Annotated in this window: 28 protein-coding genes and 3 tRNA genes (1 of these 31 only partly in view); 20 read left to right on the top strand and 11 right to left on the bottom strand. The window is 60.0% G+C overall.

Annotation, left to right across the window (positions count from 1 at the left end):
• From E1K68_RS18360 to E1K68_RS18335, 6 genes are all read left to right on the top strand, one after another.
• Positions 1-52 (top strand) — tRNA-OTHER (locus tag E1K68_RS18360); it begins 94 nt to the left of the window's first position.
• Between the two features lie 105 nt (positions 53-157).
• Positions 158-234, top strand: a tRNA-Asp gene (locus E1K68_RS18355).
• 388 nt (positions 235-622) lie between these two features.
• Positions 623-3,454 carry a xanthine dehydrogenase family protein molybdopterin-binding subunit gene (locus E1K68_RS18350; RefSeq protein ID WP_212614519.1) on the top strand — a complete coding sequence of 944 codons (2,832 nt, stop codon included), beginning with the start codon at positions 623-625 and terminating at the stop codon, positions 3,452-3,454.
• The gene (locus E1K68_RS18345) at positions 3,447-3,986 is read left to right on the top strand and encodes a (2Fe-2S)-binding protein (RefSeq protein ID WP_058410045.1); all 540 of its coding nucleotides are present in this window, start codon (positions 3,447-3,449) and stop codon (positions 3,984-3,986) included. The genes E1K68_RS18350 and E1K68_RS18345 overlap by 8 nt, the downstream gene beginning before the upstream one ends.
• A 2-nt stretch (positions 3,987-3,988) precedes the next feature.
• A complete protein-coding gene (locus tag E1K68_RS18340) occupies positions 3,989-5,224 on the top strand; it encodes a cytochrome c (protein WP_212614518.1) in 1,236 nt (411 codons plus the stop codon).
• Between the two features lies 1 nt (position 5,225).
• Positions 5,226-6,197, top strand: coding sequence for an XdhC family protein (locus E1K68_RS18335; RefSeq protein ID WP_003192526.1), 972 nt, complete (start codon positions 5,226-5,228; stop codon positions 6,195-6,197).
• 120 nt (positions 6,198-6,317) lie between these two features.
• On the opposite strand, the gene E1K68_RS18330 is transcribed toward E1K68_RS18335, so the two are convergent.
• Complete coding sequence (locus E1K68_RS18330; protein ID WP_057711836.1) at positions 6,318-7,601, bottom strand: FAD-binding oxidoreductase; 1,284 nt, start codon at positions 7,599-7,601, stop codon at positions 6,318-6,320.
• A 184-nt stretch (positions 7,602-7,785) separates the two neighbouring features.
• Between E1K68_RS18330 and E1K68_RS18325 the strand changes: the two genes are divergently transcribed.
• From E1K68_RS18325 to E1K68_RS18305, 5 genes are all read left to right on the top strand, one after another.
• A tRNA-Val gene (locus E1K68_RS18325) sits at positions 7,786-7,862 on the top strand.
• 626 nt (positions 7,863-8,488) lie between these two features.
• Positions 8,489-9,205, top strand: coding sequence for a DUF969 domain-containing protein (locus E1K68_RS18320; protein ID WP_094773829.1), 717 nt, complete (start codon positions 8,489-8,491; stop codon positions 9,203-9,205).
• Entirely contained in the window at positions 9,202-10,152 is a 951-nt protein-coding gene (locus tag E1K68_RS18315) for a DUF979 domain-containing protein (protein ID WP_019820885.1), read from the top strand. The genes E1K68_RS18320 and E1K68_RS18315 overlap by 4 nt, the downstream gene beginning before the upstream one ends.
• 7 nt (positions 10,153-10,159) lie before the next feature.
• Entirely contained in the window at positions 10,160-10,789 is a 630-nt protein-coding gene (gene pcp, locus E1K68_RS18310; RefSeq protein WP_003192519.1) for a pyroglutamyl-peptidase I, read from the top strand.
• Between the two features lie 63 nt (positions 10,790-10,852).
• Positions 10,853-11,344: an anti-virulence regulator CigR family protein gene (locus E1K68_RS18305; protein WP_120248914.1), complete on the top strand. Its 492-nt coding sequence runs from the start codon at positions 10,853-10,855 to the stop codon at positions 11,342-11,344.
• A gap of 12 nt (positions 11,345-11,356) precedes the next feature.
• On the opposite strand, the gene E1K68_RS18300 is transcribed toward E1K68_RS18305, so the two are convergent.
• From E1K68_RS18300 to E1K68_RS18290, 3 genes are read right to left on the bottom strand one after another with little or no spacing between them, the layout of a single operon-like run.
• Positions 11,357-12,757: a heavy metal sensor histidine kinase gene (locus E1K68_RS18300; protein ID WP_212614517.1), complete on the bottom strand. Its 1,401-nt coding sequence runs from the start codon at positions 12,755-12,757 to the stop codon at positions 11,357-11,359.
• Positions 12,754-13,425 carry a heavy metal response regulator transcription factor gene (locus E1K68_RS18295; RefSeq protein ID WP_003192516.1) on the bottom strand — a complete coding sequence of 224 codons (672 nt, stop codon included), beginning with the start codon at positions 13,423-13,425 and terminating at the stop codon, positions 12,754-12,756. Before E1K68_RS18295 ends, E1K68_RS18300 begins: the two co-directional genes overlap by 4 nt.
• A 42-nt stretch (positions 13,426-13,467) precedes the next feature.
• Positions 13,468-13,728, bottom strand: coding sequence for a DUF2790 domain-containing protein (locus tag E1K68_RS18290; protein ID WP_212614516.1), 261 nt, complete (start codon positions 13,726-13,728; stop codon positions 13,468-13,470).
• Between the two features lie 184 nt (positions 13,729-13,912).
• Here E1K68_RS18290 and E1K68_RS18285 point away from each other — a divergent pair, with 184 nt between their 5' ends.
• Positions 13,913-14,617: an HAD-IA family hydrolase gene (locus tag E1K68_RS18285; protein ID WP_212614515.1), complete on the top strand. Its 705-nt coding sequence runs from the start codon at positions 13,913-13,915 to the stop codon at positions 14,615-14,617.
• Here the strand turns inward: E1K68_RS18285 and E1K68_RS18280 are convergent.
• The 3 genes from E1K68_RS18280 to csrA form a co-directional block, all read right to left on the bottom strand.
• Entirely contained in the window at positions 14,579-14,875 is a 297-nt protein-coding gene (locus E1K68_RS18280) for a hypothetical protein (RefSeq protein ID WP_212614514.1), read from the bottom strand. The two genes, E1K68_RS18285 and E1K68_RS18280, sit on opposite strands and share 39 nt — an antisense overlap.
• A gap of 98 nt (positions 14,876-14,973) precedes the next feature.
• Complete coding sequence (locus E1K68_RS18275) at positions 14,974-15,234, bottom strand: hypothetical protein (RefSeq protein WP_003192512.1); 261 nt, start codon at positions 15,232-15,234, stop codon at positions 14,974-14,976.
• A 210-nt stretch (positions 15,235-15,444) separates the two neighbouring features.
• On the bottom strand, positions 15,445-15,639 hold the full coding sequence (csrA, locus tag E1K68_RS18270) for a carbon storage regulator CsrA (RefSeq protein WP_003192511.1): 195 nt from the start codon (positions 15,637-15,639) through the stop codon (positions 15,445-15,447).
• Positions 15,640-15,888: 249 nt separating this feature from the next.
• Here csrA and E1K68_RS18265 point away from each other — a divergent pair, with 249 nt between their 5' ends.
• Positions 15,889-16,269, top strand: a complete 381-nt coding sequence (locus E1K68_RS18265; protein WP_212614513.1) for an SPOR domain-containing protein — start codon at positions 15,889-15,891, stop codon at positions 16,267-16,269.
• A gap of 31 nt (positions 16,270-16,300) precedes the next feature.
• On the opposite strand, the gene E1K68_RS18260 is transcribed toward E1K68_RS18265, so the two are convergent.
• From E1K68_RS18260 to E1K68_RS18250, 3 genes are all read right to left on the bottom strand, one after another.
• Positions 16,301-16,990, bottom strand: a complete 690-nt coding sequence (locus E1K68_RS18260; protein WP_003192508.1) for an endonuclease I family protein — start codon at positions 16,988-16,990, stop codon at positions 16,301-16,303.
• Positions 16,991-16,994: 4 nt separating this feature from the next.
• Positions 16,995-17,246: a DUF1654 domain-containing protein gene (locus E1K68_RS18255; RefSeq protein WP_003192507.1), complete on the bottom strand. Its 252-nt coding sequence runs from the start codon at positions 17,244-17,246 to the stop codon at positions 16,995-16,997.
• 243 nt (positions 17,247-17,489) lie between these two features.
• A complete protein-coding gene (locus E1K68_RS18250; protein ID WP_032896200.1) occupies positions 17,490-18,578 on the bottom strand; it encodes an asparaginase in 1,089 nt (362 codons plus the stop codon).
• A gap of 566 nt (positions 18,579-19,144) precedes the next feature.
• Here E1K68_RS18250 and E1K68_RS18245 point away from each other — a divergent pair.
• From E1K68_RS18245 to E1K68_RS18215, 7 genes are read left to right on the top strand one after another with little or no spacing between them, the layout of a single operon-like run.
• Positions 19,145-20,104 (top strand): sugar ABC transporter substrate-binding protein, encoded by a 960-nt coding sequence (locus tag E1K68_RS18245; RefSeq protein ID WP_003192504.1) that lies wholly within the window; start codon positions 19,145-19,147, stop codon positions 20,102-20,104.
• A gap of 57 nt (positions 20,105-20,161) precedes the next feature.
• The gene (locus E1K68_RS18240) at positions 20,162-21,715 is read left to right on the top strand and encodes a sugar ABC transporter ATP-binding protein (RefSeq protein WP_003192503.1); all 1,554 of its coding nucleotides are present in this window, start codon (positions 20,162-20,164) and stop codon (positions 21,713-21,715) included.
• On the top strand, positions 21,712-22,689 hold the full coding sequence (locus E1K68_RS18235) for an ABC transporter permease (RefSeq protein WP_057711695.1): 978 nt from the start codon (positions 21,712-21,714) through the stop codon (positions 22,687-22,689). Before E1K68_RS18240 ends, E1K68_RS18235 begins: the two co-directional genes overlap by 4 nt.
• A gap of 3 nt (positions 22,690-22,692) precedes the next feature.
• Entirely contained in the window at positions 22,693-23,715 is a 1,023-nt protein-coding gene (locus tag E1K68_RS18230; protein ID WP_003192500.1) for a LacI family DNA-binding transcriptional regulator, read from the top strand.
• A 23-nt stretch (positions 23,716-23,738) separates the two neighbouring features.
• Entirely contained in the window at positions 23,739-24,656 is a 918-nt protein-coding gene (gene rbsK, locus E1K68_RS18225) for a ribokinase (protein WP_034135970.1), read from the top strand.
• Positions 24,653-25,057: a D-ribose pyranase gene (gene rbsD, locus E1K68_RS18220; RefSeq protein ID WP_212614512.1), complete on the top strand. Its 405-nt coding sequence runs from the start codon at positions 24,653-24,655 to the stop codon at positions 25,055-25,057. The genes rbsK and rbsD overlap by 4 nt, the downstream gene beginning before the upstream one ends.
• A 29-nt stretch (positions 25,058-25,086) precedes the next feature.
• Positions 25,087-26,115: a nucleoside hydrolase gene (locus E1K68_RS18215; RefSeq protein ID WP_032896207.1), complete on the top strand. Its 1,029-nt coding sequence runs from the start codon at positions 25,087-25,089 to the stop codon at positions 26,113-26,115.
• 33 nt (positions 26,116-26,148) lie between these two features.
• Here the strand turns inward: E1K68_RS18215 and E1K68_RS18210 are convergent, their stop codons facing one another.
• On the bottom strand, positions 26,149-26,355 hold the full coding sequence (locus E1K68_RS18210) for a hypothetical protein (RefSeq protein WP_003192496.1): 207 nt from the start codon (positions 26,353-26,355) through the stop codon (positions 26,149-26,151).
• Positions 26,356-26,457 lie beyond the last annotated feature (102 nt).

Here is a 26,457-nt window from a genome sequence, read left to right as displayed (position 1 = left end):
TACCGGCCTGTCACGCCGGGGGTCGCGGGTTCGAGTCCCGTCCGCTGCGCCATATTTTCCAGGTTCGATGTGTCGGGCTTGAGATTGAACAGCCAACGCTGATCAGTCAGATGTTTAAAGGTGGTTGAGGGTTCATGCTCAATCAGCCAAGCGATACGCAGCGGTAGTTCAGTCGGTTAGAATACCGGCCTGTCACGCCGGGGGTCGCGGGTTCGAGTCCCGTCCGCTGCGCCATATCTGCCTCAAGGCCCACTGAACGCCTTGAAGCACAAGGAAAGCCACTGGCTCACCTTGATCCGATAGCAAAGACCCTGGTCGAAAGACCGGGGTTTTTTGTGTCTGGGGGTTTGAAAAAAACCTCATCTTCTTCGCTACCACCAGCGCTCATTATCGGCAAACGGCCGACAGATCATTTCGATTCTGTCGGCCGTTTTGCGTTCTTGTGTCAAAAAATTTCAATGTGGTTATTTGCCGCAGGCGCAGAAACCTTTAAAGTTAACCCTTCGGTCAACTTTGCACTGTCATCATGGCCTTTTGATTCGTCGAGAAAGGCTTCTGCAAGTCTCCAGATTCGGTGTACTTAACCATAAGGGCGGATTTATAACCGCTCAGAGGATGATCCATGTCCAACCGTGAAATAACCCGGCGCTCGTTCCTCCAGGGCGGGCTGGTGGCGGGTGTGAGTGTCACGCTCACGCCGCTCAGCACCCAGGCGCTGGCTGCCTTGATGGAAAACAGCGTGACCGTGCCGTCTGAAAAGTGGCTCGGCCATAACGGCAAGGCGCGCCAGCGTAACGATGCCTTGTCGAAAGTCTGCGGCAGCAAGGTGTTTGCCCGCGACATCCGTTCCAAGGACATGCCCGGCTGGCCCCAGCAGCAAGGTCACGCCATGTTGCTTAAAACCATCAAGGCCGACCACATCTACGCGGGCTACGACCTGTCGTGGCTTGGCGCCGATCTGCAGCCGGACCGTATTGTCACCGCTGCCGACCTGGACAAGGACGGTATCGTCTTCCCGGAAGAGCATGCGCCGGACCCGTTGCTGCCCGAGGGTAAAGTGCCGATGTTCATCGGTCACCCGGTGGCGATCCTGATCTGGAACGACTTCGAGCGTTTCCGCCAGGCCAAGAACAAGCTCAAGTTCAATGACAAGGCGATTCGTTACGGTGCCAAAGTGCCGTATTACGAAGGTGACCCCTACGGTAGCTTCCGCTACGTGCGCGTGGGTGGCCCGACCTCGGCCGACGAAGACGAATTCGCCAGCCTCAAGGATTCGATCCTGTTCCCGATGCTGAAAAACCGTCGCCCAGTGTGGAATTCCCAGCCAAACCTGCACGGCAACCTGACCGAGCGCGGGCTGTTCTACGCCGAGCGCATGAAGAGCCAGATCAACACGCCACCGGACAACTGGCTGGTATTTGACGAGCGCTACAAAACCCCATCGATCGAACCGGCCGCCATGGAGCCGGACAACGGCAACGGTTGGTACGATCCGGCGACCAAGACCCTGCACTTTGTGGTGGCCACCCAGTGCCCATTGGAAGTCGCGACCGAGACCGCCAAAATGATCTCGCCGTCGAGCTTCGGCCTGGCCCACTTGAACATGCACCCGGGTTACACCGTGGGGTACGGCTCCAAAGACCACAACATTTTCGTCTACTACGCCGCCCTCGCTGCGTTGTATGGCGCCGGCGTGCCGGTGCGTCTGGCCAATGACCGTTACGAGCAATTCCAGAGCGGCATCAAACGCCACCCGTTCGATATTCGCTATCAGTTGGCGGTCGACAAAAACGACCACAGTTTCAAAATTTTCCTCGCCGACATGAGCGTCGACGGCGGTGGCCGGATCAACTACAGCCCATCGGTGGCTGCGGTCGGCGCCACGGCGGCGCAGTCGATCTACTACATGCCGCAGAACGACCTGCAAGTGACCGCGTACCACTCCCGTGGCGTTGAAGCCGGTTCGATGCGTGGCTACGGCACCCTGCAAAGCATGGCGGCGACCGAAATGATGGTCGACGAAATCGCCGGGCGCCTGGGTGTGGATGCCATTGAGCTGCGGCGCAAGAACGCACTGCGTTCGGGCATGAAGAACACCCAGGGCGCGATCCCTGCCGGTGCGTTGCGCCTGCACGAAATTCTCGACAAGGCCGCTGCGCACGACGTATGGAAAAACCGCGACGCGATCAAGCAACAACGCGAAGCCGCCGACCCGGATAACTGGTATGGCGTTGGTTTCGCCATCTGCCAGAAAGACTTCGGCACAGGTTCCGAAGCGCCGATGGCCAGTGTTGAATTCAGCGCTGACGGTCGCATCAGTCTGCGTCATATCGGTATCGAAATCGGCACCGGCATGTCCACTTCGCAATCGCTGGTGGTCGCCGATTTTCTCGGCAGCCCGGCCCACGAAGTGAAGACTGGCGAAACAGAGTGGCAGGAAATGCAGCTGGTCACCGGCGGCAACCCTTACACCATGAGCCAGGCCGAGCAGGACAACCTGCTGCGCAACCCGCGTTGGGTGGGCAAGCTCGCGTCGGCGTCTTCGGCGACCAACTCGGCGTACTACTTCAGCCACGCCACCCGTGAAGCGGCGCGTGTGCTGTTCAACCACGGCCTGTGGCCAGCAGCGCTGGAGATCTGGCGCCAGGGCCCGTTCGGCGGCCAGGCCAACCCCTATGTGGTACGCCGCGAAGACGCGCATTGGGTCGACGGCAAGCTCACCGCCAACGGTATGCAGCCGTTGAGCTTTGAAGAACTGGCCAAGCGCGCGCACGAGCGCGGCCTGGTCACCGCTGCCACGGTCCACGGGTTCAACCGCTGGAGCTGGGCCGAAGCCGAATACAGCATCGACGGCGTGCGCGAGCGCCTGCCGCTCGACGGTCTGGCGGTGAAGTACGGCGACGGCGCACCGAAAGCCAAGCAGGCGCTGATGAGCACTGCCGGTTTCCACCTGCTCGATCGCCAGAACATCAGCTATCCCGCCACCCAGTTGAACAACGCTGCGGTGACGTACTACAGCCCCGTCGCCACGTTGGTGGAGTTGAAGGTCAACAAGGGTTCGGCGCAGGTCGAAGTGCTCAATCACCATTCGTGGATCGAGTGCGGGCGGGTGCTGGTTGAAGAGTTGGTCAAGGGCCAGCTCGAAGGCGGTGTGGCCATGGGCATCGGTCACGCCTTGATGGAAGAAATGCCGCTGTACGAAGGCGGGCCGGGGGAGGGTGACTGGAACTTCAACCGCTACCGCCTGCCGATGGCGCGTCACGTTGCCGTGTGGAAACAGACCTCGGAGATTCTGCCGGCGCTGTCGCCGAGCGACCCGTCCAAAGGTATCGCTGAAGTGGTGATGATCCCGATTGTCGGGGCCATTGGTAATGCGGTGGCGCACGCCATCGGTAAACGTGTTCGCGACCTGCCAATCACGGCTGTCCGCATCAAGGAGGCCCTCAATGGCTAACCGTCCGCTTCAACTGACCCTCAATGGTCAATCCGTCGGCCCGGTGGACATCCCTGATGACCTGCCGATGATCGACTACCTGCACGAATACAAAAACCTCACGGGCTCGCGGCTGGGCTGCGGCCAAGGCATTTGCCACGCCTGTGTGGTGATCGTCGACAACCCGGACGGCACCAGCGAAGAAGTGCGCACCTGCATCACCGGCGCGCATTACTTTGAAGGCAAGCAAGTGCGCACTATCGAAGGCCACGCCAAGCGCGATGAGTCGGGCCAGGTCACTGAGCTCAACCCGATCCAGCAGCGCTTCGTGGATGAGTTCGCCTTTCAGTGCAGCTATTGCGCGCCGGGCTTCGTCAATGCGGCGACCGTGTTAGTGGAGAAACTGCAACGCCAGCCGACCGTGTACAGCAAGCTGGAACAAATCATCGAGGACAGCCTCGGTCATCACGTCTGCCGTTGTACCGGGTACGTGCGTTATTACAACGCCACCCGCAACGTGCTGACCGATCTCGGCCTGGTCAAGGAGGGTTAAGCATGAAGCTTTTTCTGACCCGCCTGGCCTTGGCGGTCGGCCTGGCCGCGCCGGTATTGTTTGCCCACGCTGATGATCAAGCCAAGCGCGGCGAATACCTCGCCCGCGCCGCTGACTGCATGGCCTGCCACACTGCACCGGGCGGTGCGCCGTTTGCCGGCGGCCTGCCGATTGTCTCGCCGTTTGGCACCATCTACGGCACCAACATCACGCCAAGCAAGGAACACGGCATCGGCTTGTACAACGATGACGAGTTCTTCGCCGCGTTGACTGAAGGCAAGCGTCGCGACGGCGCGTACTTGTACCCGGCGATGCCCTACACCTCGTACCACCTGATGCCGCGTGAAGACTCGGACGCCATTCATGCGTACCTCAAAACCATCGAGCCGATCGAGCGCGCAGCGCCGGTCACGAGCCTGAGCTTTCCCTTCAACGTGCGCCTGGGCTTGATGGGCTGGAACGTGTTGTACGGCAAAGCGCTGAAACTGGAACCGGCGCAAGGCAAGAGCGAAGCCTGGAAGCGCGGCCAGTACATGGTCGAAGTGCTCGGCCACTGCGGCGAATGCCACACGCCACGTGGCCTGCCCGGTGCGATGGAGCTGGACAAGCGCCTGACCGGCGGCATCCTCAATGGCTATCTGGCGCCCAGCCTGCTCGCCACGGACCTGGCCGCGCGCGGCTGGAATGAACAGGACCTGAGCACCTTCCTCAAGCACGGCATGAGCGCTCAGGGCTCAATGTTCAACGAGATGTTCCCGGTGTTTCACAACAGCACCCAGGGCCTGAGCGATGCGGACCTGGCCGCGATGGCGACCTTCCTGCTCGGCGATAAACCGCCGGCAGCCAAGGCGTTGGTCGAAGTGCCGGTGGAGAAACTTGGCCCGAGCGCTCAGCGCGGCCGCCAGGAATACCTGAACGTCTGTGCCGGTTGCCATGCGGCAGGTGGCGAAGGCAAGCCGCACATCGCGGTGGCGATGCGCGGCAACACCACGCTGCGGCTGGAAGACCCGCGCAACCTGGTACGGGTGATTGAGGACGGGATCGGCGAGCAGAAGTTCTCCGGGTTCGAACACATGCAACCGATGCCGGGCTTCGCTGGAAAACTCAGCTCGGAGCAACTCACCGATCTGATCAATTACCTGCGCCAAGGCTGGGGCGGGCAATCGGCGGAGCTGGCGGTAAGCGACGTGCAGAAGCTGCAGGCTGAGGCGCCGTCCATCGAGCACAAGGCGCACTGACATGCAGCATCTGGATCTGCAGGTGATACGACGGGCGCTGGAGTGGTCGGTGGCCGGACAGCGCATCTGGCTCTGTACGGTACTGGCCACCTACGGCTCGGCGCCGCGGGCGCCGGGTTCGCTGCTGGCGGTGAACGCCGCTGGGCAGTGGATTGGGTCGTTGTCGGGTGGTTGCGTCGAGGAAGACTTTCTCGAGCGCGTCGCCGAAGGTGCGTTTCTCGATGCGGTCAACGTGGTGCGCTATGGCGCAGGGGACGATCCGCGCTCGCGGGTCAGCCTGCCCTGTGGCGGTATTCTCGATGTCTTGGTTGAGAAGCTCGAGCCTGACTGCGAGGTGCAGGCGCACCTGCGTGAAGTGGAGTCGGCGCTGCTCGGGCAGCGCCGCTTGATTCGCGAGGTGTACCTGGCCAGCGGGGCGCACAGCCTGTTTGCTGACCGCGAGCAGGGCGCGCGCATCGAGCGTGACAGTGACCGGGTGCGCATCCGTGTTGGTGCGGCTCAGCGTTTGTTGCTGGCCGGGTACTCCAGCGTGGCGCAGGCGTGTGCCGAGTTTGCGGTCGGTCTTGGGTTTGAGGTGATCCTCTGCGACCCGCGCGATGAAGTGCTCGAAGGCGTGGTGCTCAATGGCGTGGAGATTCGTCGCCAGTTGCCGTCGGTGTTTATTGCCGACGGTGGCTGTCACCGTGATACGGCGGTGGTGGCGCTGACCCATGACCCGCGTATCGACGATCTGGCGATGATGGAAGCGGTGCGTACCGACGCGTTCTACATTGGCGTGATGGGGTCGTTGCAGACATCGCAGAAGCGCTTTGAGCGACTGCGCCGTATCGGTGGGTTAGGGGAGGCTGAATTGGCGCGGATACACGCACCCATCGGGCTTAACCTGGGCAGCAGGACGCCATCGGAAATCGCGCTGGCAGTATTGGCCGATATCGTGCGGATTCGCAGCGGGATTGCTCGCGACCAGCTCTGAAGCGCAGCCCTGTAGGTGTAGGAGCGGGCTTGCTCGCGAAAAACTTCAACGATAACGCGTTTATTCTGAATGAATGCGGCGGCTGTGAGTTTTTCGCGAGCAAGCTCGCTCCTACAGTGGTTACATCCCGAACTTATCCCGCAACCCGTAGTACCAGGCCCCCAACGCCGCAAACGGCGTGCGCAACATCTGCCCACCCGGGAACGGGTAATGCGGCAAGTCCGCAAACGCATCAAAACGCTCAGCCTGACCCCGCAAGGCCTCTGCCAGCACTTTGCCCGCCAGGTGCGTATACGTCACGCCATGGCCGCTACAGCCCTGGGAGTAATAGATGTTGTCGCCAAGGCGGCCAACCTGCGGCAAGCGCGACAGGGTCAGCAGGAAGTTGCCGGTCCAGGCGTAGTCGATCTTCACGTCCTTGAGCTGTGGAAATGCCTTAAGCATTTTCGGCCGGATGATCGCTTCGATATTCGCCGGGTCCCGCGCGCCATACACCACGCCGCCGCCGAAGATCAGGCGCTTGTCGCTGGTGAGGCGGTAGTAGTCGAGCAGGTAGTTGCAGTCCTCGACACAATAATCCTGGGGCAACAGCGTCTTGGCCACTTCATCGCCCAGTGGCGCCGTGGTGATCACTTGGGTGCCGCACGGCATCGACTTGGCCGCCAACTCCGGCACCAGATTGCCCAGGTAAGCGTTGCCCGCGACGATAATGAACTTGGCCCTGACCCTGCCTTCAGCGGTGTGCACCACCGGATTGGCACCGCGCTCAATGCGCACCGCTGCCGATTGCTCATAGATCGTGCCGCCCAGGGATTCCACGGCCGCGGCTTCACCGAGCGCCAGGTTGAGCGGGTGGATATGACCGCCGCTCATGTCCAGCAGGCCGCCCACATAGTTGTCACAGGCCACCACTTCGCGGATGCGGTGCTCGTCCAACAACTCCAGTTGCGTATGGCCGTAGCGCTCCCACAGGCGCTTCTGCGACTCCAAGTGGCCCATGTGCTTGCTATTGAGGGCGGCGAACACGCCGCCGTCCTTCAAGTCGCACTGGATCTGATACTTGGCCACGCGCTCACGGATGATCCTGCCGCCTTCAAACGCCATCTGCCCCAACAACTGCGCCTGCTGAGGCCCGACACTGCGCTCGATCACATCGATATCGCGGCTGTAACTGTTGACGATCTGCCCACCGTTGCGGCCCGAAGCACCAAAACCGACCTTGGCGGCTTCCAGCACCGTGACGCGAAAGCCGTTCTCCAGCAAAAACAGCGCACTGGAAAGCCCGGTATAGCCAGCCCCGATCACGCACACGTCGGTCTCGACTTCACCTTGCAGCACAGGACGGGGCGGGACTTCATTCGCAGAAGCGGCGTAATACGACTGGGGGTAGGGGGTGTTCGCCATCCTGGAACCTCTGTTTTATATTTTTTACGAGTGCGCCGATCCTACCTGAGTTGAAAATTGCCTGCCAGCCACCCGGAAATCACGGGTGTACCCGACGCAAATAAAAAATTCGCATATTCATAGGGTTAGCTGCAAAAAAGATGTTGACACCCCTTCGGAATTCCGTAGAATGCCGCCTCACAGCAGGCACGTAGCTCAGTTGGTTAGAGCACCACCTTGACATGGTGGGGGTCGTTGGTTCGAGTCCAATCGCGCCTACCAAACAAAATCCGCTCTGCTGGGCGGTCTAGAAGGGCTCACCGAAAGGTGGGCCCTTTTTTGTTGTGTGAAATTTGGGCACAGCAAAGCCAAGGCGCCTGGCGGCGTCCTTTCAGGGCTTGAAAGTCCAATCAGGCGAACAGCGTCGCCACCGCCAGCAGGCAAATTACCTGGGCGAACAGTTGGCAGCGTATTTCGCCAAGCGTGGTCGCCATATTACTCATTTGTCCGGCATACATAGCGGGAACCCCTCATTGTCGGCGTGACGCCGTGAATGAACTGCAAGTACACACAGCTGCATCGTGGAGTATAGGTGCTGATCAGGAATTTTCACTTCCGACGCCATAGCGAGCTCACCCACACGATTTGTGCAAAAAAACTCGGCTCAATTCCTTCCAGGCACCGTACCGTACAGTGTCATCCCCCCACAAAAAATATTGGTGTGCAGCAACAATTTTTCTTGTTGGACACCCCCGGCCCCAGGCAGCAAAGTTGCCGCCACTGACGCTCGACCTTCCAGGTCAACAATAAAAAAACCGAGCCGACTGCACGCCACTTTCAAGCTGTGAGCCCTTTGCTCACATCCTGCTGTAATGGCGCCGCAGCGCGCACTAAAGGACCTCCCCGCCATGCAAACTGTTGTGAACTTATGGCCGTTGATCGGCGTACTTGTCATCGTGGTCGGCTTTGTATTGCGCTTCAATCCGCTGTTGGTGGTCACCGCAGCCGCCATCGCCACGGGGCTTGCCGCCCAGTTCCCCCTGGAAAAAATCCTCGCCACCATGGGCGATGGCTTCCTTCAGACCCGTGCCCTGCAACTGATCCTGTTATTGCCGCTGGCGGTGATCGGCCTGTTGGAGCGCCATGGCCTGCGCCTGCATGCGCAGAACTGGATCGCCCGCTTCGAACGCGCCACGGTCGGGCGCTTGCTGATCATTTATCTGTTTGTGCGTGAGTCCACGGCGGCCATGGGGTTGACGAGCCTGGGTGGGCATCCGCAGATGGTGCGGCCGCTGCTGGCGCCGATGGCCGAGGGCGCGGCGGAAAAGCGCTATGGCAAGCTGCCGGACAAGCTGCGTCACAAGGTACTGGCCATGTGCGCTGCCACCGATAATGTCGGGTTGTTTTTTGGTGAGGACATCTTCGTGGCCTTTGGTGCGATTGCGTTGATGCACACCTTCCTGCTCGGCTCGGGGATTGATGTGGAGCCGCTGCACATTGCGGTGTGGGGCATCCCGACGGCGATCTGTGCCTTCATCATCCACGCTATCCGGCTGCATCGTTTCGACCGGCGCTTGACCCGCGAAATGAGCTCGGCCGCCGCCCCAGTGGAGGCTGCTCAATGATTATTTCCATTCAATACCTGTACTGGCTGGCGGGTGTGCTGTTGCTGATCACCGCCGGCATGATCCTGCTCGACCGTTCCCACCCCAAGCGCTGGTCCAGTGCGCTGTTCTGGTTGTTGTTCGCCGTACCGTTCCTTATAGGCGAGCGGCTGCCTTCGGTGGTCATCGGAGTGGGTGTGGTGGTGATGGCATTGATTGCGGGCTTGGGCGGCGTTGGTCGTGGCCAGCATGCCCAATTGCACGACAAGGCGTCTCGCGCCAGTGCCGGGCGCCTGGGCCACAAATTGTTCATCCCGGCGTTGGCGATTCCGCTGACCACGGTGATTGGCTCAGTGTTGCTCAAACACACCGAAATCGGTGGTGTACCGCTGCTGGACCCGAAGAACACGACCTTTGTCTCCCTCGGCATCGGTTGCCTGATCGCCCTTGGCCTGGCCTGCTGGCTGACCCGTGATACGCCGGTGCAAGCGTTGCGCGAATCCCGTCGCCTGACCGAAGCCCTGGGTTGGGCCATGGTGCTCCCGCAAATGCTGGCGATGCTCGGGCTGTTGTTCAATGAGGCCGGGGTGGGTACGGCGGTCGCTCATGTCACCACCACTTACATCAACCTGGACTACAAATTGGTGGCGGTGATGGTCTATGTGTTGGGCATGGCCTTGTTTACCGTGATCATGGGCAATGGTTTTGCGGCCTTTCCGGTCATGACCGGTGGCGTCGGCGTGCCGGTGCTGGTGGGGATTTACGGCGGCAATCCTGCGGTGATGGCGGCGATTGGTATGTTCTCTGGCTATTGCGGTACGTTGATGACGCCGATGGCGGCCAACTTCAATATCGTACCGGCGGCGCTGTTGGAACTGCCGGACAAAAATGCAGTGATCAAGGCCCAGATACCCACGGCGCTGATGATGCTGGTGGTCAATATCGTGCTGCTTTACCTGTTGATGTGAGGTCATTGTGCAAAACGTATTGCTGACGGGCTTCGAGCCCTTTGATAAGGCGGCGGTAAACCCTTCTTGGGAGGCCGTGCGCCAGTTGGACGGTGTGCCGTTGAGCGAGGGCGTGAAGATAGTTGCGCGTTGCTTGCCCTGCGCATTTGCCACCGCCGCCGAGACCTTGCTGCAGTTGATCAACGAACTGCAGCCGGCAATGGTCATCGCCACGGGCCTGGGGCCTGGGCGCAGTGATATTTCCATCGAGCGCGTTGCGATCAACGTTAACGATGCGCGTATTCCCGACAATCTGGGCGCGCAGCCGATTGATATCGCGGTAGTGGATGGCGGCCCGGCGGCGTATTTCTCGACGTTGCCGATCAAGGGCATGGTCAAGGCGCTGCGTGAGGCCGGTATTGCGGCCTCGGTGTCGCAGACGGCGGGGACGTTTGTGTGTAACCAGGTGTTTTACCGCTTGCAGCATGCGTTGGCGGGGACTGGGGTGCGCAGTGGGTTTATTCACGTTCCCGGCTTGCCTGGATCGGGCGAGCCGTCGATGGCGTTATCGACGACCGTGGAAGGGTTGCGTGCGGCGGCGTTGGCCGCCTGGCAAACCCAGGCGGATATCGTTCTTACCGGTGGCCAGATCAGCTGACGCTATACGCTGTGTTGCAATTTCAACTACAGTTCCAGCACACCCTCGCCTTGGAAAGTTGCCATGTTAAAGCGTACGAAGTTCGTGTCGGTTGCGTTGTCGCTAGCACTGTCCGTGACCAGTGGCCTTGCCCTTGCAGATCCAGGTAATGGCAAAGGCCAAGGCAACAACAAAGGTGATGCCTATGGTGGGCAGGACACCGGCAAAGGTCACGGTAATAACAAAGGTAATGCCCAAGGTGGGCAAGGTAAGGGCAAAGACAAGGGCGGCCCATCCAGCAATGACTTCAGCGTTGATCGAGGTCGTGTGCTGAATGTGTTGGGCGGCCACCGCGATTATTGGCGTCCGGGCCCGGCCTTACCGCCTGGCATTCAGAAAAACCTGGCACGCGGAAAGCCACTTCCGCCGGGTATTGCCAAGAAACTCGACGGCCGCTTGCTGGGGCAGTTGCCTCGTTATGATGGTTACGAATGGCAGCAAGCGGGAACCGACTTGATATTGGTGGCCATTGCGACCGGCATCATCTACGAAGTCCTTAACGGCGCGTTTGATTGAGTTGCCGCGCCCTCAAGCTTCACGGCCAGGGAAAAACAACTCAAAGCATGTCACGCCGTCTTCACTGCTGACGCGGTACCGCCCGTTATGCAACTGCATGATGGTCGCCACGATCGAGAGCCCCAGGCCGTTGGACTGGGACGACCGCTCGCGGGATTCATCCACCCGGTAAAACCGTTCGAACAGCCGCGGCAGGTGCTCGGCCGGGATCGTCTGGCCGTGGTTGCTGACCCTCAGGTTGATGCCCGCGCCATCCGGCACTGCCTGGATACTCAGCTCCGAGCCCGGCGCGCCATACTTGATGGCGTTGGCACACAGGTTGGCCAAGGCCCGGCGCAGCAACATCGGTTCAGCCCAGATCACCCCTTCGCCCAAGGCGGTGATGTGCATGTCCACATCACCCGCCAGCCCTTCGAAATAATCTGCGATACGTTCCACTTCATCCGCGGCGTCCAGCGCCTGGCGTTGGCGCATTGCGCTGGCGGGGTCGGTGCGAGCCAGGAACAGCATGTTGTCGAGCATCCGCGCCAGGCGCTCCAGCTCTTCGACATTGGAGGCCAGCAGTTGCTGATAGCTCTCGATGCTGCGGTGCTGTTGCAGGGCCACCTGGGTTTCGCCGAGCAGGTTGTTGATCGGGGTGCGCAGTTCATGGGCCATGTCGGTGGACACTTGGCCCAGTTGTACAAAACCTTTGGCCAGGCGCTCAAGCATGGTGTTGAACGAGTCGATCATGGGCAGCAATTCTTTCGGTGCGCCGTGGCTGTGGAGGCGTTCGGCCAGGTTGCTGACGCCGATCCCTTGGGCGTGTCGGGCCAGACGGCGCAAGGGCAGCAAGCCGCGATGGACCAGTAGGTAACCGACCAGCGCCAGGGTGATCGCGGCGATACTCGCCAGGATGTATACGCTCAGACGATAACTGGCGAGTACCGCGGTGCGCTCGGTCATCAGGCGGCCGCTGGTGATTTGCAGGCTGCCCAGGTCGCCGGAGTCGATGGCCACGGCCACCATCGAGAAGGGAATACCGTTCAGGCCGGGCAAATGTTGCACGTCGCTCAACATGAGCCGGTGATCCTTGGGCAGCGGCTGGATCGACGGCAGCGCAATGTTCCCCGGGTTCACCAGCAGCAGCGGCTGCTGGCCGGGTGCGGCGATACTCAGCACCGATTCACGGTTGCCCAACATGTTCTGGAACAGCTCTGGCTTGGTCTTGATCAGGTCCAAGGTATTGCTGTCGTTGAGCAAGTTGCGTAGCTGATCCACTCGGGATATCAGCGCGGCGTCATCGCGGCGGATCAGTTCGCGCTCCAGTTCCCGGTACAGCGCCACGCCCAGGGTTGCCAACAAGGCGAAGGCGAGCAGGGCGAAGATCAACGCCAGGCGCAGGGTCAGGGAGTAAGGGCGCTGGCGGCTCATGGCTGGGTATCGAAGCGGTAGCCAATGCCCCGCACGCTGTGGATCAGCTTGAGCTGGAACGGGTCGTCGATTTTCAGGCGCAGGCGCCGCACGGCGACGTCCACCACGTTGGTGTCGCTGTCGAAGTTCATGTCCCACACCCGCGAAGCAATCAGCGAGCGGGACAGCACCTGGTCCTGGTGCGTTGCGAACAGATGCAGCAGGGCGAACTCTTTGTTGGTCAGGGTAATGCGCGTGCCGGCGCGGGTGACCCGACGTTTGAGTACGTCGATGTGCAGGTCGGCGATGTGCAGTTGCTCTTCATCCCGGCTCGGGCCACGACGGTTGAGGGTACGCAGGCGCGCCACCAGTTCGGCGAACGAAAAGGGCTTGATCAGGTAGTCATCGGCACCCAGTTCAAGGCCTTTGATGCGGTCGGCGATGTCATCGCGGGCGGTGAGGAACAGCACCGGCGTATCGGCCTCTTTGCGCAGGCGACGCAGCACTTCCCAGCCATCCATTTTCGGCATCATCACGTCGAGTACGATCACGTCGAAGGGCGTTTCAAGGGCCTGGTGCAAACCGTCCACGCCATCGCGGGCCAGGCTCACACAATGCCCCAGTTCCTGCAGGCCATTGAGCAGATAATTGCCGGCCTTGGGTTCGTCTTCGACTACAAGGATGTTCATGGGAAGTGCTCTGCTTCAATAAGTTGCGCCAGTGTAGCCCGATCAATTGTCATTGGCGCAACCGGTGCCCTGGACTTGATAATCCAGCACGTGTACGCGGTCTTGGTGGTCCAGGTAGCGCAGTTGCGCCGGCACAACCCCGCATTGGCCGTAGGTGTCGGTGCTCGACAGCACCTTGGCGACATCCAGGTGGACGAAGAAGCCGGTTTTGTCGTGGATCACGTTGGCGGCAGGGGCGGCGTCGGCAGCGAATACCGAGCCAGTGACGAGCAAAGCGGCGAAGCCCAGGGCAATCAGTTTCATGGTGGTGTCTCACGTTCCGGGTGGGTAGTGAGCTCACGGTAACCAGGCGACCCCAACAGCCAACCAACAGGATCATGACAAGTTCGTCATTTTTGCCTCGGAACTGACGGGCCAGATCTCGGCGTTTACAAGCGTCAAGGTGATCCGTAGATTGCAGGGGCCCAGCCCATGAGGAAGCCGTGCAGTGTCCAGCCCAACTCCAAACGTATTTACCCGGCGTTACCGCGCCTTTCTGTTCGATATGGACGGGACCCTGCTCAACTCCATTGCGGCTGCGGAGCGCGTGTGGGGCATCTGGGCTGCACGGCATGGCTTGGATGTGGAAGCGTTCCTGCACACCATTCATGGTGCCCGCGCAATTGATACGATCACCCGCCAGGCGTTGCCGGGTGTCGATCCACAGGTAGAAGCCCAATGGATCACCGAGGCTGAGCTGGACGATGTCGAAGGCATCGTGGCAGTTCCCGGCGCGGTGGCGTTTTTGGCCAGCCTGCCCGTCGATCAATGGGCGTTGGTCACCTCTGCGCCAAAAGCGTTGGCCGTGCGCCGGCTGCAAGCGGCGGGCATTCCGGTGCCGGCGGTACTGGTGACAGCCGAAGATGTAAAGACGGGCAAGCCCGATCCGGCCTGTTATGTGCTGGGTGCCCAGCGCCTGGGCGTGCCGGTGCAAGACTGCCTGGTGTTCGAGGACGCCACAGTGGGGATTCAGGCTGGGGAAGCGGCGGGGGCGGATATCATGGTGGTGACCTCGACACACATGGCGCCGATGGTGACTGCCCATGCTCGCATCGAGGAATATAGTGCGTTGAAAGCCGAGCGTGGGGCTGATGGCTTGCTGTCCTTAAGTCCGTTACCGGTCTCGGCCTTCCAGGCAGTCGAGGGAGTCTGATAGGGCCTGCAACCGGCTGTTTTTCATGCCTTGGCGCGACATCACCATTTCCCTGAGTATCTCGGTGGCGAGCTGGTTGATGGCCTCTGTACCGTGATAGTGCGCACGCACGATGCCGGTAATCGCGAAGTGATCGGTCTCTGGGCCGCTGAGCACGGCTGACAGGGTGCCGTCGGCATGCAGCGTGCACTCGACCCTGTAGCTGGGCAGGCGGTCAGCCAAGGCTTTTTCGATTTGGGATTTGTTGAGGGTGTCCATCCGCATTTGCACCTTTGATTGGCTACGCAGCGCAAGCCCAATGATAGGTGGTGCGGCGGCGCTGTAAATACCGGCGATCCGAAAGCAGGCAGCAGCGCTCAGCGTGCGGCTTTCTCGTGGGTGCGATGGGCGGCGCGCTGGCGCAACTTGCGCAAGATCATCTTCTGGATCGGCTTGAGGCAGAACACAAGCAGGTAGCCGCAGAGCAGAAGCGCCAGATCCACCCAGGAATGGGTGTCGGGATCGGCCCCTTCAACTTCCATTCTCAACCCACACCCGAGTGCCACGAAGACCAGCCCTATCAGCAGGGCAATCATCCAGGATCTTGAAACAAGGGGTTGCGACGCGGCTGGCCTCATCGACGTGTTCCTGAAATGCACTCGGATGGCAGGATAAAGTGTCAGAAATTGGGCTGCCAATAGCGCGACAAGTTCCGGATACCCTGACAGTTTCATCTTGCAGCGAAGGGAAAGCTCAAGGCGCGCTGGTCACGCGGGGAGACGCGAGCAGGCCAATTGGGTTTTCGCCAGCCGTTACAGTGAACGAAAAGGCTGGCTACTGGAGGCGTTTCAAGGCGTCTGGTTTTTATCGGGTGCAGTCAGGCCGGCCTGGATACGCTGGTAAATCTCCTCGCGATGCACGGCAACATCCTTAGGGGCGTTGATGCCGATTCGTACTTGCTGGCCGCTAACGCCCAGGATGGTGATCGTAATGTCATCACCGATGTTTATGCTTTCACCGACTTTGCGGGTGAGTATAAGCATGGACTTCTCCTTGAATTACTTTTAAGGACACATGTTTCAGACAGGGTAGGTGTCGGATGTGTGTAGCTTACTGCGAAGCGCTTCCCTGTGACTGCCTCTTTCTAGGACGCATAGAGGCGACATTAATTCCCATGGCGGTATCATACAGGTCGCGATACATGATTCGCATTGTTTAAGCCAACGTTTATGACGGCCAGAATAGACAGTGAATGGTAAAGTTGCCTCTTTGATCCTCAAAGGAGCAGGGCAGTGCGTAAAGTAGCGATGGCAATTGTGGTGTTGGCGTTGGCCGGATGCGGTGAAGGTAAGTCGGTCGACGCCCCCAAGGCCAAGCCTGCCGTGACCGAAAGCCTGCCGCAAACCGGTGCGATTGCCGCTCAGGAGTGGGATATACGGGTCGGCCCGCCGGACCATAAGCTGCAGGCGATCACCGACCTGACCGCCTGGTTGCTGGAACACGGATTCAATTTCTACATCGTGAAAGTCGACGGCAAGGATGAGGTGCTATTGGGCCCGTTCGCGACCAAAGCTGAGGCCGAGGCCAAGCAGGCGCTGCTGAACGAAAAAATGGCGCGGGCCAAGAAAACCGACACCGTGTCGGAGATTATCGAGCACAACGTCGCGCAGTAGCAGGCCAAGTGGGCGGGCACCCCGCCCACGTTCAGCCGCAGGCCTTCAGGTTGACCGGGCCGACGAACTCATTACCACGCCCCATCACGCACGCCACGGTCTGGTTGCGCTGGCGCTCCCAGGTTTGCACCGGATAGGTCTTGTTCCAGGCTTCATACAATTGCCGGTCCTGCTTAGACAGGCGCAGGCCGTATTGCTTGCTCATATAAAAATACGTGCGCGCGATCATTCCGCGAATGGACGGGCGCGGCATGACCTTCTTCGCCTTGAAGTCCACCTGGGTCAGGCATGAGCCGTACTGCCCGCTTTGCACCGGCAGCCAGCCAAAGCTGAAGTTGTTACGGTCGCCATTCACTTCGCCGATGCTCGGCACCAGGTTGTGCAGGTCTGCCTCGGCGCGCTTGAACACCTCATCATGGCGCGTGCAGTTTTTTCGCCCGCCGTTTTGCCAGCATTGGCGCAGATGCCCGATTTGCCAGGCCGGCACGATGTGTTCCCACTCAATGCGTGCGGCGCGGTTGGCGTTTTTACGCGGTATGTAACCGCAGGCTTTCAGGTTCACCCGGTTACCGGTGTATTTGCAGCCGCAATAGAATTCAGTGGATTGCGGCGCGTAGAGCTTCCAGGCGATTTTCTTGGCTTCGCTGAAGGTTCGAGGGGCCTGGGCGTTGGCGGTGACGGTGAAAAACAGACAGCACACAGCAATAAAACGGGCACTCATTGAATCAATCTTCCTTCGGCACAACCCAGAAAATCTGCACGCCACCGTCATCTCGATAGGCGAGGGTGACGTTGTCGTTTTCCGCAATCTCTTCCAGTAAACGTTGCCAATCGTTCTCCGGCTCATCGGGTAAACGGAAGATCAACGCTGCCTTGGCTTTCTGCGCGTTGGTCGAATTGATGATTTTTTGCACGCGAATGGCCAGGCGCTGATAGGCGTCAGGCGATGCAGGTGCTGCGGAAGAGGGCTTTGCCACAGAGCATTCCTTAATTGGCTGTACGCACATACAGTATTTAACTGTAGGCAATTTCGCAACTGCTTAAATTTCAAGAAGTTCGTCTGACAGCGAATCAGGAAGTTTGTTGAGAAGGGAAGGCAGGAACTGTAGGAGCGAGCTTGCTCGCGAAGAACGTTAACGATAACGCGTAAAGCCTGACTTAACGCGGCGCTATCAAGTTTTTCGCGAGCAAGCTCGCTCCTACGGGTGAATCAGCAGGGATCAGTACTCCCAGAAGATCCGTTGCAATTCTTTGCTGTCCTGGGTCTTCGTCAGGGCGACCATGGCCAGGATGCGGGCTTTCTGCGGGTTCAGGTCAAGGGCGGCGACCCAGTCGTATTTGTCGTCTGGCTGTTCGGCGTTACGCAGAACCATGCCACCGGCGTTGACGTGGGAAGAGCGAATGATCTGCACGCCTTGTTTACGCAGTTCCACCAGCGCTGGAACGACCTTGGACGATACCGAGCCATTGCCGGTACCGGCGTGAATGATCGCTTTGGCACCCGCTTGGGCCAGTGCTTTGTAGGCGGTGTCGCTCACGTTGCCGTAGCCGTAGGCAATTTCAACGTCAGGCAGGCTTTTGATGGTTTTGATGTCGAACTCAGAATCCATGGTGTGACGCTTGGCCGGCAGGCGGAACCAGTAGGATTTGCCTTCAACGACCATGCCCATTGGGCCCCATGGGCTCTTGAAGGCTTCGGTTTTGATGTTGATCATCTTGCTGACGTCGCGACCCGATTGGATCTCGTCGTTCATGGTCACCAGCACGCCTTTGCCGCGGGCTTCCTTGCTACCTGCGACCGCAACCGCGTTGTACAGGTTGAGCATGCCGTCTGCCGACATCGCGGTGCCTGGGCGCATGGAGCCGACCACCACGATAGGCTTGTCGGTTTTTTCTACCAGGTTCAGGAAGTAGGCGGTTTCTTCAAGGGTGTCGGTGCCGTGGGTGATCACGATGCCATCCACGTCCTTGTTGTCGGCCAGTTCGGCGACACGGCGACCCAGTTGCAGCAGGTTTTCGTTGTTGATGCTTTCCGACGCAATTTGCATCACTTGTTCGCCGCGAACATTGGCGATCTGGCTAAGCTCAGGAACGCCGGCGATCAGTTGTTCGATGCCGACTTTGGCTGCCTGGTAGGTGGCACTGTTGGCCGCACTGGCGCCGGCGCCAGCGATGGTACCGCCGGTGGCGAGGATGACCACGTTGGACAGTTTGGTCTTGCTTTCAACTTCCTTTGCCTGGGCGGCGACGGGGAATAGCAGCAGAAGGGCCAGGGCGCCCGGAATAACGTTCTTCAATGCAGATTTCATTATTTTTCTCTCTGGTTTTTGATGAGTGCTGTAGCAGGTTCATCTAGAACACCCGGGCGGTTCTGAACGCCGCGAGGTGCTGAGAAAGAGCAGGATTTGTACCAGGCTGAGCATGTTGGTATTTTTAAATTAACTTATTGATTTAAAACAATTTAAAGTGAGGTTTCGGTTTGATGGGGTTGGGCGCTGTCCGGCTTTCCGAACGAGAAGGGCTGTGGTGTTCGGTTGTCCGAAAGCGTTCACGATTTGTCCGGGCACCCTGTGTGATCATTCGCCACACAGCCTGTCGTTTCAGAGAACGGTCACAGAGGGCGATTTTGCTTAAACGTATCAGCTGTCAGTAGCTGAAGGATAAGCTTGGAGGGCGCCCATGAAAGGCTCGCTGCCATCGTTGACAAATCTCGACAAGGTTCTCATAGTTTGCTCAACGCAAACGTTTGCGAGATGTTTCACTGGGCCCTTAGGCACATCGTCACAGCTCGTATCAGCCGCCCAGGTGGGAGGGCTGCCGAAGGGGTCTTCGGTGCAAGCGTTGCTCACAATAATCATAAGATCGGAGTGAACCCATGAAGCTGCCATTTGCTGGACGTCTTCTTGCTGTTGCTGTGCTTGCTGCCGCATCCGCCGCTTTGCCTCTCTCTTCTGCATTTGCCGATGACGCTGCCAAAACGCCTACCGTGGGTTTGGTGATGAAGTCCCTTGCCAATGAGTTTTTCGTCACCATGACCGACGGTGCGAAGGACTACCAGAAAGCGCATCCTACAGAATTCAAGTTGATCTCCAACGGCATCAAGAACGAGACCGATACCAGCGCTCAGATCGCCATCGTCAACGAAATGATCAACGCCAAGGTCGATGCGCTTGTCATCGCTCCCGCCGACTCCAAGGCACTCGCCAGTGTGCTGAAGAAAGCTTCCGATGCCGGTATCAAGGTGGTCAACATCGACAACCGCCTGGACCCGGAAGTACTCAAAAGCAAAAACCTCGATATCCCGTTTGTAGGCCCGGATAACCGCAAAGGCTCCAAGCTGGTGGGTGACTACCTGGCCAAGCAGCTGGCTGCCGGTGACAAGGTCGGCATCATCGAGGGCGTACCCACTACCACCAATGCCCAGCAGCGTACCGCAGGTTTCAAGGATGCGATGGACGCGGCAGGCATGAAGATCGTTTCCACCCAATCCGGTAACTGGGAAATCGACCAAGGCAACAAGATCGCCGCAGCGATGCTGAGCGAAACGCCAGATATCAAGGCGCTGCTGGCCGGTAACGACAACATGGCCCTGGGCGCCGTCTCCGCCGTGCGTGCGGCAGGCAAGGCCGGCAAGGTGTTGGTGGTGGGTTACGACAACATTGACGCGATCAAACCAATGCTCAAGGACGGCCGCGTGTTGGCCACCGCTGACCAGGCCGCTGCCCAGCAAGCCGTGTTCGGTATCCAGAACGCGCTGAAGCTGGTCAAGGGTGAGAAAGTCGATGCCAAAGATGGCGTGATCGAAACCCCGGTCGAACTCGTCATCAAGCAGTAATCCTGGCAGTACCCAACAGCGCCCGCTCGTCCTGAGCGGGCGCCTGGAGATTTTCCTATGTCATCTTCCGCCCCGAACGCTGTCCTCTCGGTCAGCGGTATCGGTAAGACCTATGCCCAACCGGTTCTGTCCGACATCACCCTGACGCTTAATCGCGGGGAAGTGCTGGCGCTGACCGGTGAAAACGGCGCAGGCAAAAGTACCTTGTCGAAGATCATCGGCGGCCTGGTCACGCCCACCACAGGGCACATGCAATTCAATGGTCAGGATTACTGCCCTGCCAGCCGCACCCAGGCCGAAGCCTTGGGCGTGCGCATGGTTATGCAGGAACTCAACCTGCTGCCGACGCTGACCGTGGCTGAAAATCTGTTCCTGGATAACCTGCCAAGCCGCTGTGGCTGGATCAGCCGCAAACAGCTGCGCAAGGCCGCGATCGAAGCCATGGCCCAAGTCGGCCTGGACGCGATCGACCCGGACACGCTGGTGGGCAGCCTGGGCATTGGTCACCAGCAAATGGTCGAGATCGCTCGTAACCTGATCGGCGACTGCCATGTACTGATCCTTGACGAGCCCACGGCGATGCTTACTGCTCGTGAAGTCGAGATGCTGTTCGAACAAATCACGCGCCTGCAGGCTCGAGGCGTGGCGATCATTTATATTTCGCACCGGCTCGAAGAGTTGGCCCGTGTCGCCCAGCGCATTGCGGTATTGCGCGACGGCAAACTGGTCTGCGTCGAACCGATGGCCAACTACAACAGTGAGCAACTGGTGACCTTGATGGTCGGTCGCGAACTGGGCGAACACATTGACCTGGGCCCGCGCACCATCGGTGGCCCGGCCTTGACGGTGACGGGCCTGACCCGTTCGGACAAGGTTCGTGATGTGTCCTTTGAAGTGCGCGCCGGTGAAATCTATGGCATTTCCGGCCTGATTGGCGCCGGCCGCACCGAATTGCTGCGCCTGATCTTCGGCGCCGACCCGGCCGACAGCGGCACCGTGGCCTTGGGTTCGCCGGCCAAGGTGGTGAGCATTCGCTCGCCGGTGGACGCGGTCGGTCATGGTATTGCCCTGATCACCGAAGACCGCAAGGGCGAGGGCCTGCTGCTGACCCAGTCCATCAGCGCCAACATCGCCCTGGGCAACATGCCGGAAATTTCCGGCGGTGGCGTCGTCAACAGCCGCAACGAAACCGCTCTGGCCAAGCGCCAGATCGACGCCATGCGTATCCGCAGTTCCAGCCCGACGCAGCTGGTGTCCGAGCTGTCGGGTGGTAACCAGCAAAAGGTGGTAATTGGCCGCTGGTTGGAGCGCGATTGCGCGGTGATGCTGTTCGATGAGCCCACCCGCGGTATCGACGTCGGTGCCAAGTTCGACATCTATGCCTTGCTCGGTGAACTGACCCGCCAGGGCAAAGCGCTGGTGGTGGTGTCCAGTGACCTGCGTGAGCTGATGCTGATCTGTGACCGCATCGGCGTGTTGTCTGCCGGGCGCCTGATCGAGACCTTCGAGCGTGACAGCTGGACCCAGGACGAATTGCTCGCCGCCGCCTTTGCCGGCTATCAGAAACGTGATGCGCTGCTCAACGAAGCCGCGCCTAGGAATACCCCATGAAAACAAGCATTTCCCCCGGTAAAACTGGCGGCAACTTCTATGGCCTGGGTACCTACCTGGGGCTGGCGGGTGCGTTGCTGGCGATGATTGCGCTGTTCTCGCTGCTCAGCGATCACTTCCTGTCCTATGACACCTTCAGCACCCTGGCCAACCAGATTCCGGACCTGATGGTGCTGGCGGTGGGCATGACCTTCATCCTGATCATTGGCGGCATCGACCTGTCTGTGGGATCGGTATTGGCATTGGCGGCCTCGGCAGTAAGCGTGGCGATCCTGGGCTGGGGCTGGAGCGTGTTGCCCGCCGCCCTGTTGGGCATGGGCTGCGCGGCGTTGGCCGGCACTATCACAGGTTCCATCACGGTGGCCTGGCGCATTCCGTCATTTATCGTATCCCTCGGCGTGCTGGAGATGGCCCGCGGCGTGGCCTACCAGATGACGGGCTCGCGCACCGCTTATATCGGTGATTCGTTTGCCTGGCTGTCCAACCCGATTGCCTTCGGTATTTCCCCGTCGTTCATCATCGCCTTGCTGGTGATCATCGCGGCCCAGTTGGTACTGACCCGTACGGTCTTCGGTCGTTACCTGATCGGCATCGGCACCAACGAAGAAGCGGTGCGCCTGGCGGGCATCAATCCCAAGCCTTACAAGATCCTGGTGTTCAGCCTGATGGGGCTGTTGGCCGGTGTGGCGGCGTTGTTTCAGATTTCGCGTCTGGAAGCGGCGGACCCGAATGCCGGTTCGGGCCTGGAGCTGCAAGTGATCGCCGCCGTGGTGATCGGTGGCACCAGCCTGATGGGCGGGCGTGGCTCGGTCATCAGTACGTTCTTCGGCGTGTTGATCATTTCGGTCTTGGCCGCCGGGCTGGCGCAGATCGGCGCGACGGAACCGACTAAACGCATCATTACCGGTGCTGTGATCGTGATCGCCGTGGTCCTCGACACTTACCGCAGCCAGCGCGCCAGTCGGCGGGGCTGAGCCATGGCAACGATCAAGGATGTGGCAGCGCTTGCAGGTATTTCCTACACCACCGTGTCCCATGTGGTGAACAAGACGCGCCCAGTCAGCGAGCCGGTACGCATCAAGGTCGAGGCGGCGATCAAGCAGTTGGACTACGTGCCCAGTGCCGTCGCACGCTCGCTCAAGGCCAAGACCACGGCCACCATTGGGCTGCTGGTGCCCAACAGCCTCAACCCGTATTTTGCCGAGCTGGCTCGGGGTATCGAGGATTACTGCGAGCGTAATGGCTATTGCGTGATCCTCTGCAACTCGGATGACGACGCAGAGAAACAGCGCAGTTATTTGCGCGTGTTGCTGGAAAAGCGCGTCGACGGCTTGATCGTGACCTCCGTAGGTGGCGATGACAGTGGCCTTGCCGCAGGCTTGAGTGCAGTGCGCACGCCCATGGTGATTGTCGACCGGGCGCTGGATGGGATTGATGTGGACCTAGTGCGCATCGATCACGAGGAGGGCGCTTACCTGGCGACCCGGCACTTGCTGGAATTGGGGCACCGGGACATCGCCTGTATCGGCGGCCCGGGGCATACCCGCGTGGCGCAGATGCGCCTGGCGGGTTACCAGCGTGCATTGCGCGAGGCGGGCATCGAGGTGTTGGCCAGTCGTACCCTGGAAAGCGATTTCACCAGCACGGGCGGGTATGCCGCAGCCGTACAGTTATTATCGCAACACCCGCCCAGCGCGATTTTCGCCAGCAACGATATGATCGGGTTTGGCGTGCTGCGCGCCGCTGCCGAGCGCAATGTGCGGGTGCCGGGCGAGCTGTCGGTCATCGGTTTCGATGACATTCAGATGGGGCGCTACGTCTACCCGGCGCTGACGACGGTCGGCCAGTCGATCCTGCAATTGGGTGAGACGGCAGCCGAATTATTACTGCAACGAATAGCAACACCCCAACTGCCGATCGATCAACGTATCGTGACGCCCAGTATTGTTTTGCGTGAGTCGACCGCGCCATTGGCTGATGTGTTCGCCCAATACCGCTGAACCGAATTGATGAGTACTGATGTATGCCAGCAAAAGTAGTGGTAATAGGCAGCTTGAACATGGATCTGGTCACCCGCGCCAGTCGCTTGCCGCGTGCCGGTGAAACCCTGATCGGCCAGACATTTTCCACTGTGCCCGGTGGCAAGGGCGCCAACCAGGCCGTCGCCTCGGCACGCCTGGGGGCGAGTGTCGCCATGGTGGGGTGCATCGGTACCGACGCCTATGGCAGCCAATTGCGCGATGCGCTGTTGGTGGAAGGGATCGATTGCCAGGCTGTCAGCACGGTGGACGGCTCCAGCGGTGTGGCGTTGATCGTGGTCGATGACAGCAGCCAGAACGCCATCGTCATTGTGGCCGGCAGCAACGGTGAGCTGACGCCTGCGTCGCTGCGAACGTGCGACGCTGTGCTCCAGGCGGCAGATGTGATCATCTGTCAGCTTGAGGTGCCAATGGAGACCGTTGGGTATGCGCTCCAGCGGGGGCGCGAACTGGGCAAGACGGTCATTCTCAACCCGGCCCCGGCAAGCGGGCCGTTGCCCGCTGATTGGTATGCCTCGATCGATTATCTGATCCCCAATGAAAGCGAGGCCAGCGCCCTGAGCGGCGTGACGGTCGACTCCCTCGACAGCGCCAAGGTCGCCGCGACCGCGCTGATCAAAGCGGGCGCCGGTAAGGTCATCATCACCCTGGGCGCCCAGGGCGCGCTGTTTGCCGACGGCAAGAGCTTTGAGCACCTGGTGGCGCCGAAGGTCAAGGCGGTGGATACCACCGCTGCTGGCGATACCTTTGTCGGTGGCTTTGCCGCCGCGCTGGCCGCGGGCCAGAGCGAAGCCCGGGCGATCCGTTTTGGCCAGGTGGCGGCGGCGTTGTCAGTGACCCGCGCCGGCGCTCAGCCTTCCATTCCTACGCTGCACGACGTACAAGGTTTTGTGCCCGCATGAAAAAGACCCCTTTGCTGAATATCGCCCTGTCGCGCGTGATCGCGTCCCTGGGCCATGGCGACATCCTGGTCATCGGCGATGCCGGCCTGCCGGTGCCTCCCGGCGTCGAACTGATCGACCTGGCCCTGACCCAAGGCATCCCGGACTTCATCAGCACCTTGCGCATCGTGCTTAGCGAAATGCAGGTGGAAAGCCATGTTCTGGCAGAAGAGATCCTGCTGAAACAACCGCCCGCGCTGACCGCGCTAAATGCGCTCACAGAGCAGGCTGAACTGGGCGAACGACGTCTGCTCAGCCATGACAAATTCAAGCAATTGAGCCGCAATGCCCGCGCCGTGGTGCGCACTGGCGAGTGCCAGCCGTACTGCAATATCGCGCTGGTGTCCGGCGTAACGTTCTAGCGTCCCCCCCCAATGACAAGGAGTGCTTTATGCAACGTGGTCTACCTACCCTGAAAAACCTGTTCCGGAGTGTTCTGCTTTTGTCCGCGCTCACTGCTGCAAGCGCCCAAGCGGCGGAAAAAATCGACCTGATCATCGATACCGACCCGGGTGCCGACGATGTGGTGGCCTTGCTGTTCGCCATGGCTTCGCCGCAGGAACTGAGCATTCGTGCGCTGACCACCGTGGCCGGCAATGTGCGCCTGGACAAGACTTCCCGCAACGCGCGCCTGGCGCGCGAGTGGGCAGGGCGCGAGGACATCCCGGTGTACGCCGGTGCGCCAGCGCCGCTGCTGCGCAAACCGATCTACGCCGAGAACATCCATGGCAAGGAAGGCATTTCGGGCGTCACGGTGCATGAACCGAAAAAAGGCCTGGCCGAAGGCAATGCGGTCGACTACCTGATCAAAACCCTGAGCAGCGCCAAGCCGCACAGCATCACCATCGCCATGCTCGGCCCACAGACCAACCTGGCACTGGCACTGACCCAGGCGCCCGAAATCACCCAGGGCATCAAGGAAGTGGTCGTGATGGGCGGCGCGCACTTCAATGGTGGCAATATCACCCCTGTGGCTGAGTTCAACCTGTTCGCCGATCCGGTGGCGGCTGAGATCGTGCTCAAAAGCGGGGTGAAGTTGACCTACCTGCCGTTGGACGTGACCCATAAAGTCCTCACCAGCGACGCCCGCCTGAAAAAGATTGCGGACCTGAACAACAATGCGAGCAAGGTGGTCAGCAGTATTCTGAATGAGTACGTCAAAGGCGATATGGAGCACTACGGCATTCCGGGTGGCCCGGTCCATGACGCTACCGTGGTGGCGTACCTGCTCAAGCCTTCGCTGTTCAGCGGCCGTGAGGCCAACATGGTGGTCGACAGCCGCGAAGGCCCGACCTTCGGCCAGACCATCGTCGATTGGTACGACGGCCTAAAGCAGCCCAAGAATGTGTTCTGGGTTGAGAATGGCGACGCGCAGGGCTTCTTCGATTTGCTGACCGAGCGCCTGGCACGTCTGAAGTAAGGTGTTTTGCCGGGCGGCGCTCGTCGCCCGGTTCTATTCGCGCTCTTGGGCGCCCATGTAGTCGGCCGGGTATTTCTCGAATATCTGGCCAATGAACGCTTGCGCCGCCTGGGTGCCCAGTTCCTTGACCAACAGGTCGATACCAATGATCGCCAGTTCTTCCGGGCTTCCGGGGCTGTAGGAACTTTGCCCTTGGGGCCACTTGGCTTTGATGTCGGCTTGAAGCGTTACGGTGGTCATGGAAATCTCACGGGCTGAAAATGCGTGGTAATGCACTGGAACGCCGTTCCAGAGGGGCGCAGTTAAGCATTTTGTACGGCGTTTGGCACTGCTACTTAGGCA

Origin of the sequence: Pseudomonas sp. B2021 (assembly GCF_018135665.1) — a bacterium.
Taxonomy (GTDB): Bacteria; Pseudomonadota; Gammaproteobacteria; order Pseudomonadales; family Pseudomonadaceae; genus Aquipseudomonas; species Aquipseudomonas lactis.
Note: the sequence above shows the minus strand (reverse complement) of the source record. Positions and strands in the feature narration are given on the sequence as shown.